Origin of the sequence: Lutimonas sp., assembly GCF_051011215.1 — a bacterium.
GTDB lineage: Bacteria > Bacteroidota > Bacteroidia > Flavobacteriales > Flavobacteriaceae > Lutimonas.
Map to the genome: position 1 here is coordinate 18410 of NZ_JBPCUJ010000008.1, position 15356 is coordinate 33765.

General features: G+C 37.5%; 14 protein-coding genes. 3 read left to right on the plus strand and 11 right to left on the minus strand.

Annotation, left to right across the window (positions count from 1 at the left end):
• Positions 1–8: 8 nt before the first annotated feature.
• Positions 9–1223, minus strand: a complete 1215-nt coding sequence (locus ACR2MV_RS01055) for an aminotransferase class I/II-fold pyridoxal phosphate-dependent enzyme (RefSeq protein ID WP_434020017.1) — start codon at positions 1221–1223, stop codon at positions 9–11.
• A 165-nt stretch (positions 1224–1388) separates the two neighbouring features.
• On the opposite strand from ACR2MV_RS01055, the gene ACR2MV_RS01060 reads away from it, so the two are divergent.
• Positions 1389–1847, plus strand: coding sequence for an Lrp/AsnC family transcriptional regulator (locus tag ACR2MV_RS01060; protein WP_434020018.1), 459 nt, complete (start codon positions 1389–1391; stop codon positions 1845–1847).
• Positions 1848–1894: 47 nt separating this feature from the next.
• On the opposite strand, the gene ACR2MV_RS01065 is transcribed toward ACR2MV_RS01060, so the two are convergent.
• The 3 genes from ACR2MV_RS01065 to ACR2MV_RS01075 all read right to left on the minus strand — a co-directional run bounded on the left by ACR2MV_RS01065 (position 1895) and on the right by ACR2MV_RS01075 (position 5296).
• On the minus strand, positions 1895–2485 hold the full coding sequence (locus tag ACR2MV_RS01065; RefSeq protein WP_434020019.1) for a YceI family protein: 591 nt from the start codon (positions 2483–2485) through the stop codon (positions 1895–1897).
• Between the two features lie 24 nt (positions 2486–2509).
• Positions 2510–4774 carry a M1 family metallopeptidase gene (locus tag ACR2MV_RS01070; RefSeq protein ID WP_434020020.1) on the minus strand — a complete coding sequence of 755 codons (2265 nt, stop codon included), beginning with the start codon at positions 4772–4774 and terminating at the stop codon, positions 2510–2512.
• 69 nt (positions 4775–4843) lie between these two features.
• A complete protein-coding gene (locus tag ACR2MV_RS01075; RefSeq protein WP_434020021.1) occupies positions 4844–5296 on the minus strand; it encodes a DUF6702 family protein in 453 nt (150 codons plus the stop codon).
• 124 nt (positions 5297–5420) lie between these two features.
• On the opposite strand from ACR2MV_RS01075, the gene ACR2MV_RS01080 reads away from it, so the two are divergent.
• Positions 5421–6029 carry a DNA-3-methyladenine glycosylase family protein gene (locus tag ACR2MV_RS01080; protein ID WP_434020022.1) on the plus strand — a complete coding sequence of 203 codons (609 nt, stop codon included), beginning with the start codon at positions 5421–5423 and terminating at the stop codon, positions 6027–6029.
• Between the two features lie 7 nt (positions 6030–6036).
• Here ACR2MV_RS01080 and ACR2MV_RS01085 read toward each other — a convergent pair whose 3' ends face one another.
• On the minus strand, positions 6037–6816 hold the full coding sequence (locus ACR2MV_RS01085) for a carboxypeptidase-like regulatory domain-containing protein (protein WP_434020023.1): 780 nt from the start codon (positions 6814–6816) through the stop codon (positions 6037–6039).
• A gap of 91 nt (positions 6817–6907) precedes the next feature.
• Here ACR2MV_RS01085 and pepE point away from each other — a divergent pair, with 91 nt between their 5' ends.
• Positions 6908–7618, plus strand: coding sequence for a dipeptidase PepE (pepE, locus tag ACR2MV_RS01090; RefSeq protein WP_434020024.1), 711 nt, complete (start codon positions 6908–6910; stop codon positions 7616–7618).
• On the opposite strand, the gene ACR2MV_RS01095 is transcribed toward pepE, so the two are convergent.
• The 6 genes from ACR2MV_RS01095 to porU form a co-directional block, all read right to left on the minus strand.
• A complete protein-coding gene (locus ACR2MV_RS01095) occupies positions 7615–8025 on the minus strand; it encodes a hypothetical protein (protein ID WP_434020025.1) in 411 nt (136 codons plus the stop codon). The genes pepE and ACR2MV_RS01095 overlap by 4 nt on opposite strands.
• A gap of 72 nt (positions 8026–8097) precedes the next feature.
• On the minus strand, positions 8098–9159 hold the full coding sequence (locus tag ACR2MV_RS01100; protein ID WP_434020026.1) for a 3-oxoacyl-ACP synthase III family protein: 1062 nt from the start codon (positions 9157–9159) through the stop codon (positions 8098–8100).
• Positions 9160–9255: 96 nt separating this feature from the next.
• Entirely contained in the window at positions 9256–9633 is a 378-nt protein-coding gene (locus ACR2MV_RS01105) for a group III truncated hemoglobin (protein WP_434020027.1), read from the minus strand.
• Positions 9630–10115, minus strand: coding sequence for a cytidine deaminase (cdd, locus tag ACR2MV_RS01110; protein WP_434020028.1), 486 nt, complete (start codon positions 10113–10115; stop codon positions 9630–9632). The genes ACR2MV_RS01105 and cdd overlap by 4 nt, the downstream gene beginning before the upstream one ends.
• 107 nt (positions 10116–10222) lie before the next feature.
• The gene (gene porV / locus ACR2MV_RS01115) at positions 10223–11368 is read right to left on the minus strand and encodes a type IX secretion system outer membrane channel protein PorV (protein ID WP_434020029.1); all 1146 of its coding nucleotides are present in this window, start codon (positions 11366–11368) and stop codon (positions 10223–10225) included.
• 37 nt (positions 11369–11405) lie between these two features.
• Entirely contained in the window at positions 11406–15263 is a 3858-nt protein-coding gene (gene porU / locus ACR2MV_RS01120; protein WP_434020030.1) for a type IX secretion system sortase PorU, read from the minus strand.
• Positions 15264–15356: the final 93 nt, after the last annotated feature.

Genomic DNA, 15356 nt, shown 5'->3' on the forward strand with positions numbered 1-15356 from the left:
GGCTTGGTCTATACCTCGGTATGGGCCATTATATGTAAATGTTCCAGACAATATTTCATATCTTGATAGGTACGCTCTATATGATTATCCAATCCAATAGAAAAACGGATAAGTCCATCTGTTAGTCCCATTTCTTTTTGTTCTTCCAAAGGTATTTCAGATGAAGTAGCCGTACCTGGGGCATTGAACAAGGTTTTATAAAAACCAAGGCTCACGGCCAGATATCCAAGATTTCTTTTTTGCATGAGTTCCATTAATTCATCCGCCTTTTCTAAAGATCCGGCGTCGAGTGTAAGCATACCGCCAAAACCGTATTCTTCATTATACAGCGACTTGTATAGTTCATGCTGTGGATGACTTTCTAAGCCAGGATAGATTATTTTATAACCATCATTTTCAAATCTCTCAGCCAGGTATAAAGCATTTTCACTGTGCTTTTTCATACGTATATGAAGTGTCCTTAAATTTTTAAGAACACTGGCTGCCCGTAAACTATCCATAACAGGGCCTAGCAACATACTCGCGCCATCATTTACATTTTTCAGATTTTCTATGAATTCATTTGAACCGCAAATAACACCTCCAACAGTATCACTGGTCCCATTGATGAATTTGGTTAAACTATGAATAACAACATCAGCACCCAGTCGTGCCGGTGAAATTTGTAAAGGAGAAAAAGTGTTGTCCACTATGAGTTTAAGGTTGTTTTCTTTTGCGAGTTGAGCAAGTGCTCTGATATCGGCGATTTCTAAAAGAGGATTGCTGATACTTTCAATATATAAAACCTTTGTATTTTGTTTTATGGCCGCTTTCACGCTGCTAAGATCCGTGATGTCAACAAAGGAAGTGTGGATCCCAAATTTAGGTGTAAAGTTCTTTAAAAAAGCGTAGGTTCCGCCATAAATTGTTCTGGAGGATACAATATGGTCACCTTGAGCACATATTTGAAGCAATACAGAAGAGATCGATCCCATACCGGATGCTGATACATTCGCTGCTTCAGTACCTTCCATCGCAGCTAACGCTTGACCTAAATAAAGGTTTGAGGGGCTACTGTGCCTTGAATACAAGTAACATCCTTCGAGATTTCCCTCAAACGTGTCGATCATCGATTTTGCCGCTAAAAAAGTATAGGTTGATGAATCTGAAATCGATGGATTTACTCCACCAAATTCACCAAAGTATTGTAGATCCTGAATATTATCTGCCGGATTGAACTTCATAAGAATTGATTTTATGTGTTATTTTGGTGTAAAATTACAATCAGGCAGTAAATTAGTCAATGATAATGGTCAATTATAGATAATAAATCTATTATTTAACTAAATAATAGGTATATTTAATTTGTTTTACGGTAATATGATTAAATAATAGATAAAATATCGCTTATGCTCGACGCTATTGACAAGGAAATCCTATCCTTTTTGCAAAATGACAGTAAAATTACGACCAAAGAATTATCGGTACACCTGGGATTGTCCAGCACAGCCATCTATGAGCGTGTACGAAAAATGGAAAGAAAAGGTGTTATTGAAGCTTATTCCATAAGGCTGAATAAGGAGATGGTAGATTTGAGCTTTGTCGTCTTTTGTCAGATCAAATTAAAAGAACACAAACACCAATACGTCGTTCAATTCGAAAAAGAAGTGATAAAATTTGCTGAAGTTCTGGAATGTTATAACGTGAGTGGAGATTATGACTACCTGCTAAAAATTATGGTAAAGGACATGCCACATTATCATCAGTTTTTAAATGATAAACTGACGTATTTAGATCATATTGGCAGTGCACATAGTACTTTTATCATCAATGAAGTCAAGAATACACATGCCATTGAATTCCAATAAAAAAAGCCCCTGGATCTCCAGAGGCTTTCACTTTAAATATTTTTGTGCTATTGGTTGGCGACTACATCAAATGATAATTCGATGTCATCATAAATGAATTTGTCTCCCAGATCAGCAAAAAATGAAGTTGATTTGTACTTCACTTCCCATTTAGAACGGTCAATGGTAAAGGTGTCACTTTTTACATGTAATTTTTTAGCTTCCTGATGAACAGTTGCTAAAAATGATATTTCATGTGTTATTCCTTTGATACTTAGATTGCCGGTTATCAAGGTTTTTTCTCCTTTTACTTCAGATTTTGTCACTTTAAATGTGGCGGTAGGAAATTTCTCTACAGAAAAGAAATCTTCACTTTTTAAATGATTCACCAGTTTCGTGTTGTACTTGCTCCCGGCTTCTAAATCGAGATTGATAATGGAAGTCATGTCGATATCAAATTCTCCCGAAATTCCTTTGTCTGATATATTAAAAAAACCCGTTTTGACCTTCACGGTACCGTTGTGATCTCCGGTTGGTTTTGAACCTTTCCAATAAACGACAGAATTATCGGTGTCCGCGTTGAATTTCTCCTGAGCAAAGGTCAGAACAGAACTGCATAAGAATAAAATTGTCAATGATTTTAAGGCGATTGTTTTCATGTCTCTATCTTTTTAAATGGATACTTAGTCCGTAATTTTTTCTTTTTTAAAAGAATCAAATTTAGACTCACTTTCTTTTCTTGGCCAACTGTTGTTTTCGAGATTAACATCCGCTGTAAGTTGGTTGGGATCAATTACGATACTGCTAATTTCTTTCTCGCTACCTATGATTTTCTTGATTTCTTTGTCATTAAACCTCCAAATCTCGGCGGGATAATATTTATTTTCTTTACTGCCATCTGCATAGGTGATCTCGGCCAAAATTGGCATCACCAAACCACCTGGCTTTTCAAAGATGATTTCATAGAAATATTTGGTGTCTTTTAATGAATTCCTTTCTTCTTTTGAAAAATTATCTGACAGATACTCATTTAAGGTAGCAATGTCTTGGACGGAACCACCACTTGCAGCTGCATCTGTGCTGTTTGCATCGGCTTCAACAAGGTACAAGTTCTTTCCTAACTGGTCAACAGTCATACCATAACGTTTGGCTAATTTTTTAGCTTTTTCTGTTGGTTCTTCCGTAACGATATACTTTTTAATGTCTTTAACACCTATATCATTATAATCAGTTGTATAGAACCATCCTCTCCAAAACCAATCCAAATCTGTTCCAGAGGCATCTTCCATCGTTCTGAAAAAGTCAGCAGGTGTAGGGTGTTTAAACCTCCATCTTTGTGCATATGTCATAAAAGCTTTGTCGAAAAGGTCGTGCCCTAAAACTACTTCTCTCAAAATGTACAGACCTGCGGCCGGTTTAGAATACGCGTTTGGACCACTTTTAAAAACATTGTCATGTTGAGTCATAATCGGAGCGATTTTTGCCTGATCGCCATCCATGTAGTCGACAACATTCTTAGGATAGCCTCGTGACGGGAAGCCAGGTTCAAAATCCTGTTCTGCCAATAACTGTGCAAAAGTATTTAAACCTTCATCCATCCAGCCCCATTGACGCTCATCAGAATTGACAATCATCGGAAACCAGTTATGTCCTACTTCGTGAATAATAACACCAATCATACCGTTTCTGGTTCTTTCAGAATATGTTCCATCTGGTTTTGGTCTCCCAAAATTGAAACAGATCATTGGATATTCCATACCCTGACGTTTGGCATGCACTGAGATCGCCTTATGATACGGATAGTCAAACATTTGCGCAGAATACGATTTTACAGTGCTGGCAACCACTCGGGTTGAATATTCACCCCAAAGAGGATTCCCTTCCTTCGAATAAAGAGAAATCGCCATAACTGTTCTTTCACCTAATTTAACAGCCTGACCGTCTAAGATGTATTTTCTGGATGTGGCAAATGCGAAGTCACGTACGTTTTCAGCTTTCAGTTTCCAGGTTTTGGTTTTTTTAGAAACCTTTTTTTCATTTTCTTCTGCCTCTTCCTGGGTGACGATTACAACGGGTTCGTCATAAGAGGTCAATGCCTGTTCGTATCTTTTCCATTGTTTTGAACTTAGCATCTCTTTTCTATTGGTCACCACTCCTGTACCATCCAATATATGATCTTCCGGCGTGGTAATGTTTACTTCATAATCGCCAAAAACCAAGGCAAATTCTCCACGTCCTAAAAACTGTAAATTCTGCCATCCTTCAACATCATTATACACTGCCATTCTTGGAAAGAATTGAGCGATTACGTAATTGTTGTTGCCGTCTTTTTCAAAATGTTCAAATCCTGATCTTCCTCCATCGATGACGTGATTGGGAATATTATACCACCACTTTATTTTAAAACTTGTTTTATCTCCGGCTTTTAAAATTGCAGGAAGATCAATTCTCATCATCGTCCCGTTTACCGTGTATGTCATGTCACCATCTTCTGTATTTTTAACATAGTCTATGTTAAACCCACCTTGAAAAGGTTTGCCCAAGAATTCTTCCGTAAATTTCTTAGGGCTATAATAGGAAGCAGGTCCCCCTGCTTTTACATCGTTGGTTTTGGCGTCCGGAGCTCTTATATTCTGATCTAACTGTACCCAAAGGTACTCAAGGTCATCCGGTGAATTATTATAGTATGTGATTACTTCTTCACCATAGATTCGTTGCTTGTCATCGTCAAGAATGATATCCATTTTATAATCAGCTTTCTGCTGATAATACTCATGTCCGGGTGCTCCTGAGGCCGTACGGTATGAATTTGGTGTTGGCAGTTCTTGTTTTAACTGTCTGAATTTACTGATATTATAATGCCCTGGCGCTTTTTCTTTTTCTGTTTCCTGTGCAAAAGAGAGCACGCCAGTAAATAACAAAGCGATTAATAATGTAATTTTTTTCATATTCTATTTTATCTTTTTCTTGAAAATACCGGTCGAAAATAGGTAATTTTAATGTAATAATGAAAAGCGCTAGAAATTAAGACGCTCCTTCGGATTGGCTTTGACAAGTATAATTGTTTTGCGAATGTCGTTCACATTAAATTTTAAGTAATTTTGCTGCTCTTCAAATGCTTCGAAAAGCATAGCGTTTTGAACTTCAATACTTTCTATCCCAGAAATATTCTCAAATTCAAGGTAAAACAAAACACTGTCATTTTCATATTCCTTACCGATATAGGAGAACTCTTTTTCCTGCTCATTGATCCAAACTTTAAACTTTTGTTTGATGTAACGCTCTATAAATTGATCTGTTGAAGGATGCTCATCTTTTGTTGTAAGCTGCAAGTCTTCACCATGTCGGTTCTCCAGGGCTGACTCAATATCATCGATAAAGAATTTCATGGTTACCTGTACTACTTCTTTTTCTTTGATAAAATCAACTTTTGTAAGACTTATATAGTGTTTATGGACTCCAAAACTCATGATTGAAATCGTAAGTAAAAAACATAAAAAATAAAGAGGCTGCCTCATTCTTTGAAAAGTGTTAAATTTAGTGGTGCAAATGTACATAGACTCATTAGATAATTTTTTTAAAAAATAGTTAAACTTGAACTCACATCAGGAGATTTTAAAACATTTTAGGGCTGACGAAACACTTTTTCAGGCAATTTCAGCCTTAAATTATGAAATTCGACCTGAACTAGATATTGATATCTATCACTCTTTATTATCATCGATTGTTTCCCAGCAATTGTCTACCAAAGTTGTGAAGGTCATCTGGAAACGGTTTACAGATTTGTTTCCGGACAGTTATCCGGGAGCCGAAATTCTTTTGGCGAAGGAGCATGAAGTACTGCGAGGTATTGGTTTGTCAAATAGCAAGGCGAACTATGTAAAGAATGTTGCCGAATTTTCTTTAGAGAATGACATGAGTTTTGACTATTTGCAACAGATGTCGGATAATGAAATCATTGACTATCTCACTCAGATTAAAGGAGTAGGGAAGTGGACGGTACAAATGATCCTCATGTTTCCCATGGATAGACCCAATGTTTTTCCCGTGGATGATCTGGGCATTCAGAACTCGATGAAGAAATTATACGGTATTGAGTTGGAAAAAAAAGAGCTCAAAAATAAAATGAATGAAATTTCTGACGGATGGATTCCTTATAGAACTTTGGCTTCTAAGTATTTATGGAAACTTCTGGATGTTTAAAAGATGCTTAATCGTCAACCGATTCCAGGGATTGGAAATATTGTTCCTGTGATTTGAGTAAAATGTCAATAACTTCGATAAGTCTTCCTTTGTCATACAGGCTGCCAATATTCTGGGCCAGACAAAAATAGATATAAGGATCTATGTGTTGTTCTTCAATTTTAACTGAGTTGATAAAAAAGTCATCCTGAAAGTGTTCACGCATGGTCCGCACATACTGCAGTTTTCCTTCATTTAAGGCATCCTCCTGAATCAGGGCATTCAATTTACGATCTCGTTTGCGATTTCCGGAAACAATATTATAGATGTCATCAATGCCTCCAGGTTTAAAAAGCAATGCTTCTAAAATAACAATAGGTGTACTTTTCTGACTGTAATGATTGAGGTTTCGTTCAAGCTTATTCAATGGCTTTTTACCGGCGTTGGGAAGGTTTAACTCCTCAGACATATCATCAAATTGTTGGACCAACACCTCGTCCAGTTGATTGGTTAATTCCAGTAAATTAATTTCGATAAACCTATTGAGCAAATGGTCTTGGTTAATGACAATTATTTTATTCTGGTATTGAATATCAGAAATCATCAGAGTATCTTTATCCGTAACGGATATTTTGAATTGTCCCAATCGATTGCTAATGCCTCCTTTAAGAGAGTTTTTATTTATTATATGGACATTTTCGATGGGTAATGAATCATTTTTAACCTCACCGGTAATGAGAACTCTATTTTCTTGAGCTGTAGCAATCAAGCCGAAAAAAAGAAAAAAGATGAGGTAATTTTGATTCATTTTTCAAAGAAACGATTATGCGTGTAAAAATAATATTATTGAACTTATAATATTTTGTTAAAGCGATTAATTAATTTTAAATAAAAAAAAGATGAAAAAAATGATTGTCGCGAGCACTTCTACGCTGCATGGGGGTGGCTTTTTAGAGTATTTAATTCCTCGTTTAACTATTCATTTCCAAGGAATATCTCAACTCTTATTTATTCCATATGCACGACCTGGTGGCATAAGTCATGATGCCTATACTGAAATTGTGCAGAATGCATTGAAACATTTGAATTTTGAAGTTAAAGGAATCCATGAATTCGCGGACCCTCTTGAAGCCATTAAAAAGGCGGAAGCATTTTATGTAGGTGGAGGAAATACGTTTGTATTGGTCGATACACTCCATAAAAATGGATTGATGGATGTTTTAAGAGAAGAAGTGCAAAAAGGAAAGCCTTACCTTGGAAGCAGTGCCGGCAGTAACATTATAGGACCCAGTGTAAAAACCACCAATGATATGCCGATTGTTCAACCTCCAAGCTTGGATTCGCTTGGACTACTTCCGTACAACCTGAATCCTCATTACCTGGATCCCGACCCCAGCTCAACCCATAAAGGAGAAACCAGAGAGACTAGAATAAAAGAATTTCATGTGTATAATGATACTCGTGTCATTGGCCTGCGCGAAGGAAGCTGGATAGAGGTAGAAGGTGAGCGTCAGATTTTAAGAGGGCCTCTTACAGCCAGGATATTTGACAAAAACAAAGAAGCCTCTGAATTCCCTTCTGGTACTGACTTTAGTACTTTATTGGCTTAAGCCATCGCAAGGGCACCAAAAGCACCCAGTAAAATCATTAGAAAGTAAAATACGATAAAAATGATACAAAGTATCCCGATAAATTTATAATGAGATCGTAGTTTTTTCAAGCCAAAAGTAAGCAGGTTATGATCATCTTCTGCAAAGGCCTGCTTTATTTTCTGTCCGAATTGAAACAAGAAAAACACTGGAATAAAATAGATGCCGGCGGCAATGAGGTAAAAGAATGAAAAGAATTTTGGGGATAAACCACCAAGTGACCCTTCGGGGAGGCTTGCCATAATTGTGCCAATAGAAAAAGACATAATAACAAGTAATCCTATGGCAATAAAACCCACGATAGCTATAAAGTTAGCCCATTTTGCGGCTTCTAAAAGATATTTTTTTGCTTGATCTGAAAGTTGCATAATTCGAAATTATTAGGCTTCGAAAGTAAGCAATTTAACAATTTGGAGCGCGTTTTATTTTAAAAAAACCATCTAATATTGATAAACGATCGCATTGATATTCATCCCGGCACCGACTGAAGCAAGAATAATAGCATCTCCTTTCACAATTTTATGTTTTTCCAGATTGTCATTTAAAATCAAATCCAGTAATGTGGGAACGGTCGCTACAGAACTATTGCCTAGTTTGTTAATGCTCATAGGCATGATCCCTTCTGGAACCTGGTTTTTATAAAGGCGATAAAATCTTTTTATAATGGCTTCATCCATCTTTTCATTTGCCTGATGAATCAATATTTTTTTGATTTTATCAATTCCTAAGCCTGATTCGTCCAAGGCTTTTTTCATTGCCAAAGGAACTTTGTTCAATGCAAATTCATAAATTTTTCTACCATGCATTTTCAAATACAAGGTGTCCTCAGTTTCTTCCGTTTTGTTTGATTCACCAAAAAATATATAATTTGACTCTTCAAAAGTATAAGTTTGACAGGCATAACTCAAGATGCCTTTCTTTTCATTTTCTCCTTTTTCCAGAATACAGGCCCCGGCACCATCTGAATAGATCATGGAATCTCTGTCGTGCGGATCGATTACTCTTGACAATGTCTCTGATCCGATGACCAGGCATTTTTTTGACATACCTGATTGTATATATTGATCTGCTTGAATCATGCCTTGTACCCAACCTGGGCAGCCAAAAACAATATCGTAGGCAACACAATCCGGATTCTTAATTCTCAACAAATTTTTGACCTTAGAAGCTAAACTTGGCAGCATATCTGACTGCTTTCCATTGGCATCCATGTCACCAAAATTATGGGCAAATATGATATGATCTATTTCCTCAGGATCAATGTTGGCAGCTTCGATAGCCCTATGAGAGGCGAGCGCTGCAATTTCACTGTTCAATAAGGTGCTTTTGAGATACCTTCTTTCTTCAATCCCTGTAATACTTTGAAATTTCTCAATGATGCTTGGGTTAGGATCAGTAAGTCTATCGTTCTTTTCGCTGTAAAAAGTATTCTCCAGAAAGTCATCATTTTTTTTAACGACATCCGGAATATAGCTCCCAGTTCCAGTAATTATTGAGTTCATAGGGTATGAATTAAATGATTCGAATGGTGTGGTAAGATAAGGTTTATTGGCTAGGGAAGAAAATTTAGCTGATAAAAATCGGTTAAAATTGAAGAACTAATGAACCTTGAGTTTTAACTTCATGACAGTGGCAATAGAAAGCGCCCTGCTTTTTAATGTTTCGGAATTTGGACCTGTAAAGTTGGAATCCACAGCTTTGTTAAAAAGTTGCAACCACTCAGAAAAGTGATTTATTTGAATTTCATTTTTAGCATGAATAGCAACATGAGGCTTCATGGCATTTTTTTTATAAGCACCGGAATAAAACAGTGTGTTATCCCAAAAATCCACCAAAGTATCAAGATGGTGTTTTAAAACTTCTTTTTGTTTAAATGCTTCAAAAAAATGAGAAAGTTCGTCACTTTTAAGCAAATCAACATAAAAGTCACTTACTATAGTCAATAGATCTTCTCGTGAGGTGACATCTTTATTCATGATAACATTGAATTGTCAAACATCCATGGGAGAAGGTCGTTCATGGAATGAGCCTTCACAATTCGACCCGTTTCACCCGTAAAATAAATTTCGATAGGTTCTTTTTGTCTTGTCTCGTATTCTGCAATAGCCTGTCTGCAGGCTCCGCATGGCGCGATGGGCCGATCTACGCTTGTTTTGTCTGAACGGGCTGAAATGTAAATTTGCTTTATGATCCCGTTGGGTATGGTAGCAATCGCACTCCATATAGCCACCCTTTCGGCGCAAACACCTGAAGGATAGGCAGCATTTTCCTGATTATTTCCAACAAATACTTCTTCGGATGCTAAGACCACAGCCGCTCCGACATTGAAGGATGAATAGGGGGCATAGGCCTTGTCTCTGGCTTCAATCGCCTGCTGCAAGAATTTACGCTCCGTAGAACTTAGCTCATTCTGATTTTCGAAAACCGTAAATTTTGTTGAAATATGCTGTTCTTTCATACGAGTGTTAATTATACCTAAATATATAATATATAGTCAAACATTCAAAAAAGAACTCAACTCTTCTAATTGCCTACAGATAGTTACCTGCCGTTCCCTGCTATCTTTTAGAAATAAGCATAGGAATCACCCAAGTTGATCGTTAGAGAAAAACGTAAGGTACTTTCCAGCGGATTGTTGACATCCGATGCATTGATCAAATAGGAGACGTCAAGTGTTGTGCTTCTGAATTTGAATCCTGTTCCAACCGTAAAGAATTGTCTGTTTCCTTTATTTTCTGACTCATGAAAATATCCTGCCCTTACTGAAAATACATCATTGTAAAGGTATTCAGCACTTACCTGCCAGATGAATTCTTCCATTTCTTCTTCAAAACCTCTTGGTGCATCATACCAGGACTGTACCATTCCGGTAAGGAAATTTACGTTGTCATCTTTACCTGCTATAATTTCCCCTGTAGCATTGTCTCTAATTGGGGGTGTTGGTACTAATAAGTTATTCAATTCCAGCCCGGCAGTAATGGTATTGGCATTGTCCAGAATAAAATCGAATCCACCGCCCATTTTTAAGTTGGTAGGAATAAAGCTTTCATCCCCTCCTAAAACTAACTCTACTTTTGGTCCGATATTCGATATATTTACCCCCGCTCTCCAACGTCCGTTGAAATCACCATAATTTTTTTCCTCACTTTGATAGAACATAGATACGTCTACCGCAAAAGTGTTCACTGTTTGAATTTCAGAATTATCGACGCGTACGGCAAGGTCAGAATGTATAAACCTAAGGCCAACAGCCATCGATATGACCTCACTCAATTTTAATGAGTAGGCCCCGTCAATTGCAAATTCATTTGGATTTTCTGATCCTAAACTAATTCCGGACCCATCAGTTAATTCAATCGATCCCAAAGAAAAATAAGTAAGACTGGTAGCCCAGGCGGATCTTTCGTTTATTTTATTCGAAACGAACAAGCTGGTTAAGCTTACATCATTCGTTAAATTTCGCAGCCAGGGCGTGTAATTCAATCCGATTTGCCATTCTGATTCAGAAAAAGCATATTTGGCCGCATTGTAGTGTAATGAACTCGCATCAGTGGAAGTTGCTGCTCCCATATCAGCAATTCCTCCGGCTCTTGCATCAGGTGCAATGAGTAAAAACGGAGCTGCTGTTGTAATTGGATTTACTTCATCTTGCGCATAAGAAGTGAAAATTCCGAGGATTGTAGCGATTGCAATTAGACTTATTTTTTTCATCTAATGTTTAGGATTTTAGGGATTTAGATCTTAATTGTTATTGTAAAATGACAAGTTTCTCAAATTTCTCAGCTGTCGCATTTGATATTTGTGATCTAACATGAAGCTTGTATACATAAACACCCTTACCAATTTTGTTGCCAAAATCATCAAGACCATTCCAGGATATGTCTCTGGATAACAGTCCGTCTGATTGCACAGAACGGTTAAGGGTTTTTACTAGTTTACCTGAAATCGTAAATATTTGCACCTGTACCTCAAGGGTTTCGTTTGGTTTATTGTGATTAAACCAAAATTCAGTGTAATTAACAAACGGATTCGGGTAATTCAATACGTTACTTAATATTAAGTCGTTGTCATTGACTACAATAAAACTTAACGTAGATTCTGATGGATTATTGTATGTATCCCAACATTTAAATTTAATTGTGTGTAAACCCGCGTCCAGATTGCGAAACGGGAACTTAACTTTTCCTTTTTGAAAGTCATTTAGCTCCGTTTCATAGTAGTCATTGAGCACATAAGGGTTGTTATTATTGTCATCCAAAATTGCGATGATATCATGATCAACTGCCGTAATTGAGGTGTTTATTCCTGAGAGATCTTCCAGGACCGCATACAATACAGGAGAAGAATTGGTGTTTCCCCCGTCAACAAAGGACTCATCATTCATATACAACCTGATTTCCGGCCCTTCCGTATCAGAAGGAGCATTGGGGTCAATTCCGCCCACAATGATGTTCATATCGGCACCTGCTCTGTCGGAAGTCTGATTCTCAGCATATAGGCTGATCTTTGAATTTCCATAAGCAATTCGGATATCTTTAGGAACAATAAAATCAAAGGAAAATGTACCCGCATTTACACTGGCTCTTCCTCTGAAGATTTTACTTTCAATGGCGGTAAATTCCATCTTCTTGCCGAGATTGTCATTGTCCAGCGTTGTTTTGTCGAGTGGTTTGTCGTAAATGGTGGCACTTAAGGTGCCGTTAAAATCATTGAGTATTTGCTGATTTTGATCCAGAATAACACCTTCAAGTTTGATTTTTGACAATGCTTTTAAGGTATCCGTGGATTGACTTATAGCAACATCATTCATTTTGGTAATTCGAATCTGTGGTTTGGCTTCTGCCATTTTCATGGCCGGATCTCCAAAACTATACACAAAAAAACGTTGGGAAGTAAATGATTGGTGTTTGGTATACATCAATGCTTCAGAGATGGTATAGTCTTGTCCTTCGTAGCCCAGAAGGTTGGCAATCAGGTTGCGATTAAACACTTCACCCACGCTTATGAAAATCTCTCTGGTAGTAGATATCAAATGAGAGGTTCCTCCCTGAGCATTCCACAGAGTATATTCACCGGCGGTAGGTCTTGCTGGATTGTCAAATCTTGCAAACTCACAGGTTACCGTTATGAGCAAGGGAAGCGCATCATAATTGTTCCAGTCCTGAATCTGTGGGATTTCTAAAATCCGTTCCTCTGCCCAGCCATTAACTCCACCATGCCCGAAATAATCTAAAAACAAAGTGCCGGTTTCTATCGCGTTGTTGATGGCCTCATTTACCGTAGGGTAGAGTTCTCCACCAGCTGAACTTTCTTGTTGATGTGCATCAGCGTAGATCTTCTTAATGTTAAAAGCGGGTTTTTTTTCTTCAATTTCCTTGGTTATATTATCAAGGGCCTGCTGCAAAATGAATTCGCCTGCATTATCCGGATCATCCGCTACAAAACTCAAGGTGTTTCTCCAATCTCCTAAGGAAGAAGTAGCATAATATTTTAAAGTCTTATCGATGAGGTCCTTAGCTTCTTTGAGAGAAGTCACCGGGTAGCGGCCAATGGCAACATCCTGCATGTCAGCACTTCCCAGATTACCTTCATTATCATCCATCATTCCAAAATAGTCATCTGTAACATAGGCAGAGGCAAGGTTAAAGCTCTCAAAGGATTGGAAAGCAGGGATGATATTGTTATTATCCCCGATTCGATCTTTAAAATCAAAGGAAGCATCCCCGAACAGACAAACATATTGAATGCTTTTCTGATTCCCAGCACCACCTTGATATAAATACCTGATAAAATCTCTGATGGCTGTGAGATCCGGGCTTCCTGAACCGAATTCATTATAAATTTCATTCAAATCGACTACAGCTACCGAATAACCTGAAACTTCCTTGTGATAGGTGGCCAGTCTTTCAGCCTCGGATAACAAATAGTCTGGACTGATCATTACATATTCAATATCGGCCAGACTGTGCAGGTTTTGGTTTTTTATTTCGTTGGATGCAATCGATTCAGGAATCAGGTAATCATCTGAACCTAATAACATAAATTTGTTCATCCCACCAGGTTTTCGAAAGCTAAAATTCGCATCATCACCTTGGTTTGCAATACGTTTGATGTTTAATGGGTCGCTGATGTCCCAAAGTTGTTCAATATTTTGGGCATTTTGAATGCTAAATTCATAGGTGGTATTTGGATCTGATGCCTCTGTATTTTGAAATCGGAATTGATTGCCACGGGCTATCAGCTTTTTGCTCCCAATGAGCTCAATATAATCTAAATAGGCTCTCGAAGAAGGATTGCCGTTATTGTTATAACTGATCTGAATCGCTATATTCTCGTTATTCAAAAGAACACTTGCTTCATCTTCGTCTGTAGAAGCCTTTGTAAGACTGTTATTAGCAATTAACGAGTAATTTAAATTCAATGATTCCTGACCATTTACGCTGATATTCATTTGAGTATTACTACTTGAGATGGCCACCCCACGTGCCCGTACCTGTAAAGGCTCGCTTGTGCTCAGATCCGTAAAATCAAAATTCAGCGTTTGAGTCTCTTCAAAACTAAAATCTTCACCGAACCATTGCTGACCGTTGGCAAACAAGTTCAGTAAATCCAATTCATGAAACACAAAATCATGATAAGTGTTCAGCTGCACATCAGCTGCAAGCTCCACAGGAGTTGCGGTTGTTATCCTTTTTCCGGGTCCCTGATCAATGCTAATAAAATAATAAGCGAAATCGCTGTATAAATTTTTAACATGTCTTGACAATGCGGGCTGTTCGTTATTTATGCTCCAATAATCGGGCCCTTGACCATAAAACAGGATATAGTCATCATCATTAAAAGCGCCATCAGCTTCACCTTGAATAAAAATCGCGTTTTCCTGAAGGTCGTCATAGCGAAATTGACTGTTTAATTGTGGAAGCATTTTGCCACCATTTCCAAAAATACTGATATTACGAGGGTCTAAATTTGCGGTGCTGATGCCTATTTGTTCCAATAGTTCTTTATCAATTTTATAAACACCTGTACTGTCAATTTTGAATTTGAACCAATTACCTGCAGACAGGACGGAATTCGCAACCACACGAACCTGAGAACGCTTCGAAATATTTTGCATACCGTTTTCTGAAGTCAGGGCATACTCAAGGGTAAAAGAGCTTACTTTTTGAATAAGACCATCTCTTTTGACCAATCCCTGTAACTTTAGAACTGCCACAGATTTATTCTTTATTTTTGTTGTCTGAAAATCACTGCTAATCTCGGCTGGAATAGCAGCGGTATTCACATTTTTTAATAAGGATGGATTTATTGTTGAAAGTTTAACATTATTTATTTGGTATTGCTGTACTATTGTGTTGTTTTGCACGTTGAATATATGTGTGGAGGTAGGAATGTTATTTTCATCGAAAAAATTACCCTCAACAAGGGGTAAAACAATGGTTTCCTCCGCAGAAAATTGAACAGAACTCTGGTCATCCCAGGAAAGTGTAATTGTCTTGGATTCAGAAATTTGTGTGAATCCAAAAAAACACTGGAGAAGGATAAATACGAAAGTAGAAGACTTTTTTAAGGACATATGGGCTCGAAAACGTTCAAAATTAAACATTTTACAACATTATACATACTAAAGAAATAAAAGAATCGTTATACAAGCATTGAAACCGGAATTATATCAGGTGAAGACCTTTTAAAATCGGTG

What these genes read in the sequence shown, in the direction of transcription:
- cdd (WP_434020028.1), bottom strand. Translation starts at nt 10,115, where the DNA reads ATGAAAGAACAGCATATTTCAACAAAATTTACGGTTTTCGAAAATCAG.
- ACR2MV_RS01065 (WP_434020019.1), bottom strand. Translation starts at nt 2,485, where the DNA reads ATGAAAACAATCGCCTTAAAATCATTGACAATTTTATTCTTATGCAGT.
- ACR2MV_RS01060 (WP_434020018.1), top strand. Translation starts at nt 1,389, where the DNA reads ATGCTCGACGCTATTGACAAGGAAATCCTATCCTTTTTGCAAAATGAC.
- porU (WP_434020030.1), bottom strand. Translation starts at nt 15,263, where the DNA reads ATGTTTAATTTTGAACGTTTTCGAGCCCATATGTCCTTAAAAAAGTCT.
- ACR2MV_RS01085 (WP_434020023.1), bottom strand. Translation starts at nt 6,816, where the DNA reads ATGAATCAAAATTACCTCATCTTTTTTCTTTTTTTCGGCTTGATTGCT.
- ACR2MV_RS01095 (WP_434020025.1), bottom strand. Translation starts at nt 8,025, where the DNA reads ATGCAACTTTCAGATCAAGCAAAAAAATATCTTTTAGAAGCCGCAAAA.
- ACR2MV_RS01075 (WP_434020021.1), bottom strand. Translation starts at nt 5,296, where the DNA reads ATGAGTTTTGGAGTCCATAAACACTATATAAGTCTTACAAAAGTTGAT.
- ACR2MV_RS01055 (WP_434020017.1), bottom strand. Translation starts at nt 1,223, where the DNA reads ATGAAGTTCAATCCGGCAGATAATATTCAGGATCTACAATACTTTGGT.
- ACR2MV_RS01070 (WP_434020020.1), bottom strand. Translation starts at nt 4,774, where the DNA reads ATGAAAAAAATTACATTATTAATCGCTTTGTTATTTACTGGCGTGCTC.
- pepE (WP_434020024.1), top strand. Translation starts at nt 6,908, where the DNA reads ATGAAAAAAATGATTGTCGCGAGCACTTCTACGCTGCATGGGGGTGGC.
- ACR2MV_RS01100 (WP_434020026.1), bottom strand. Translation starts at nt 9,159, where the DNA reads ATGAACTCAATAATTACTGGAACTGGGAGCTATATTCCGGATGTCGTT.
- porV (WP_434020029.1), bottom strand. Translation starts at nt 11,368, where the DNA reads ATGAAAAAAATAAGTCTAATTGCAATCGCTACAATCCTCGGAATTTTC.
- ACR2MV_RS01105 (WP_434020027.1), bottom strand. Translation starts at nt 9,633, where the DNA reads ATGAATAAAGATGTCACCTCACGAGAAGATCTATTGACTATAGTAAGT.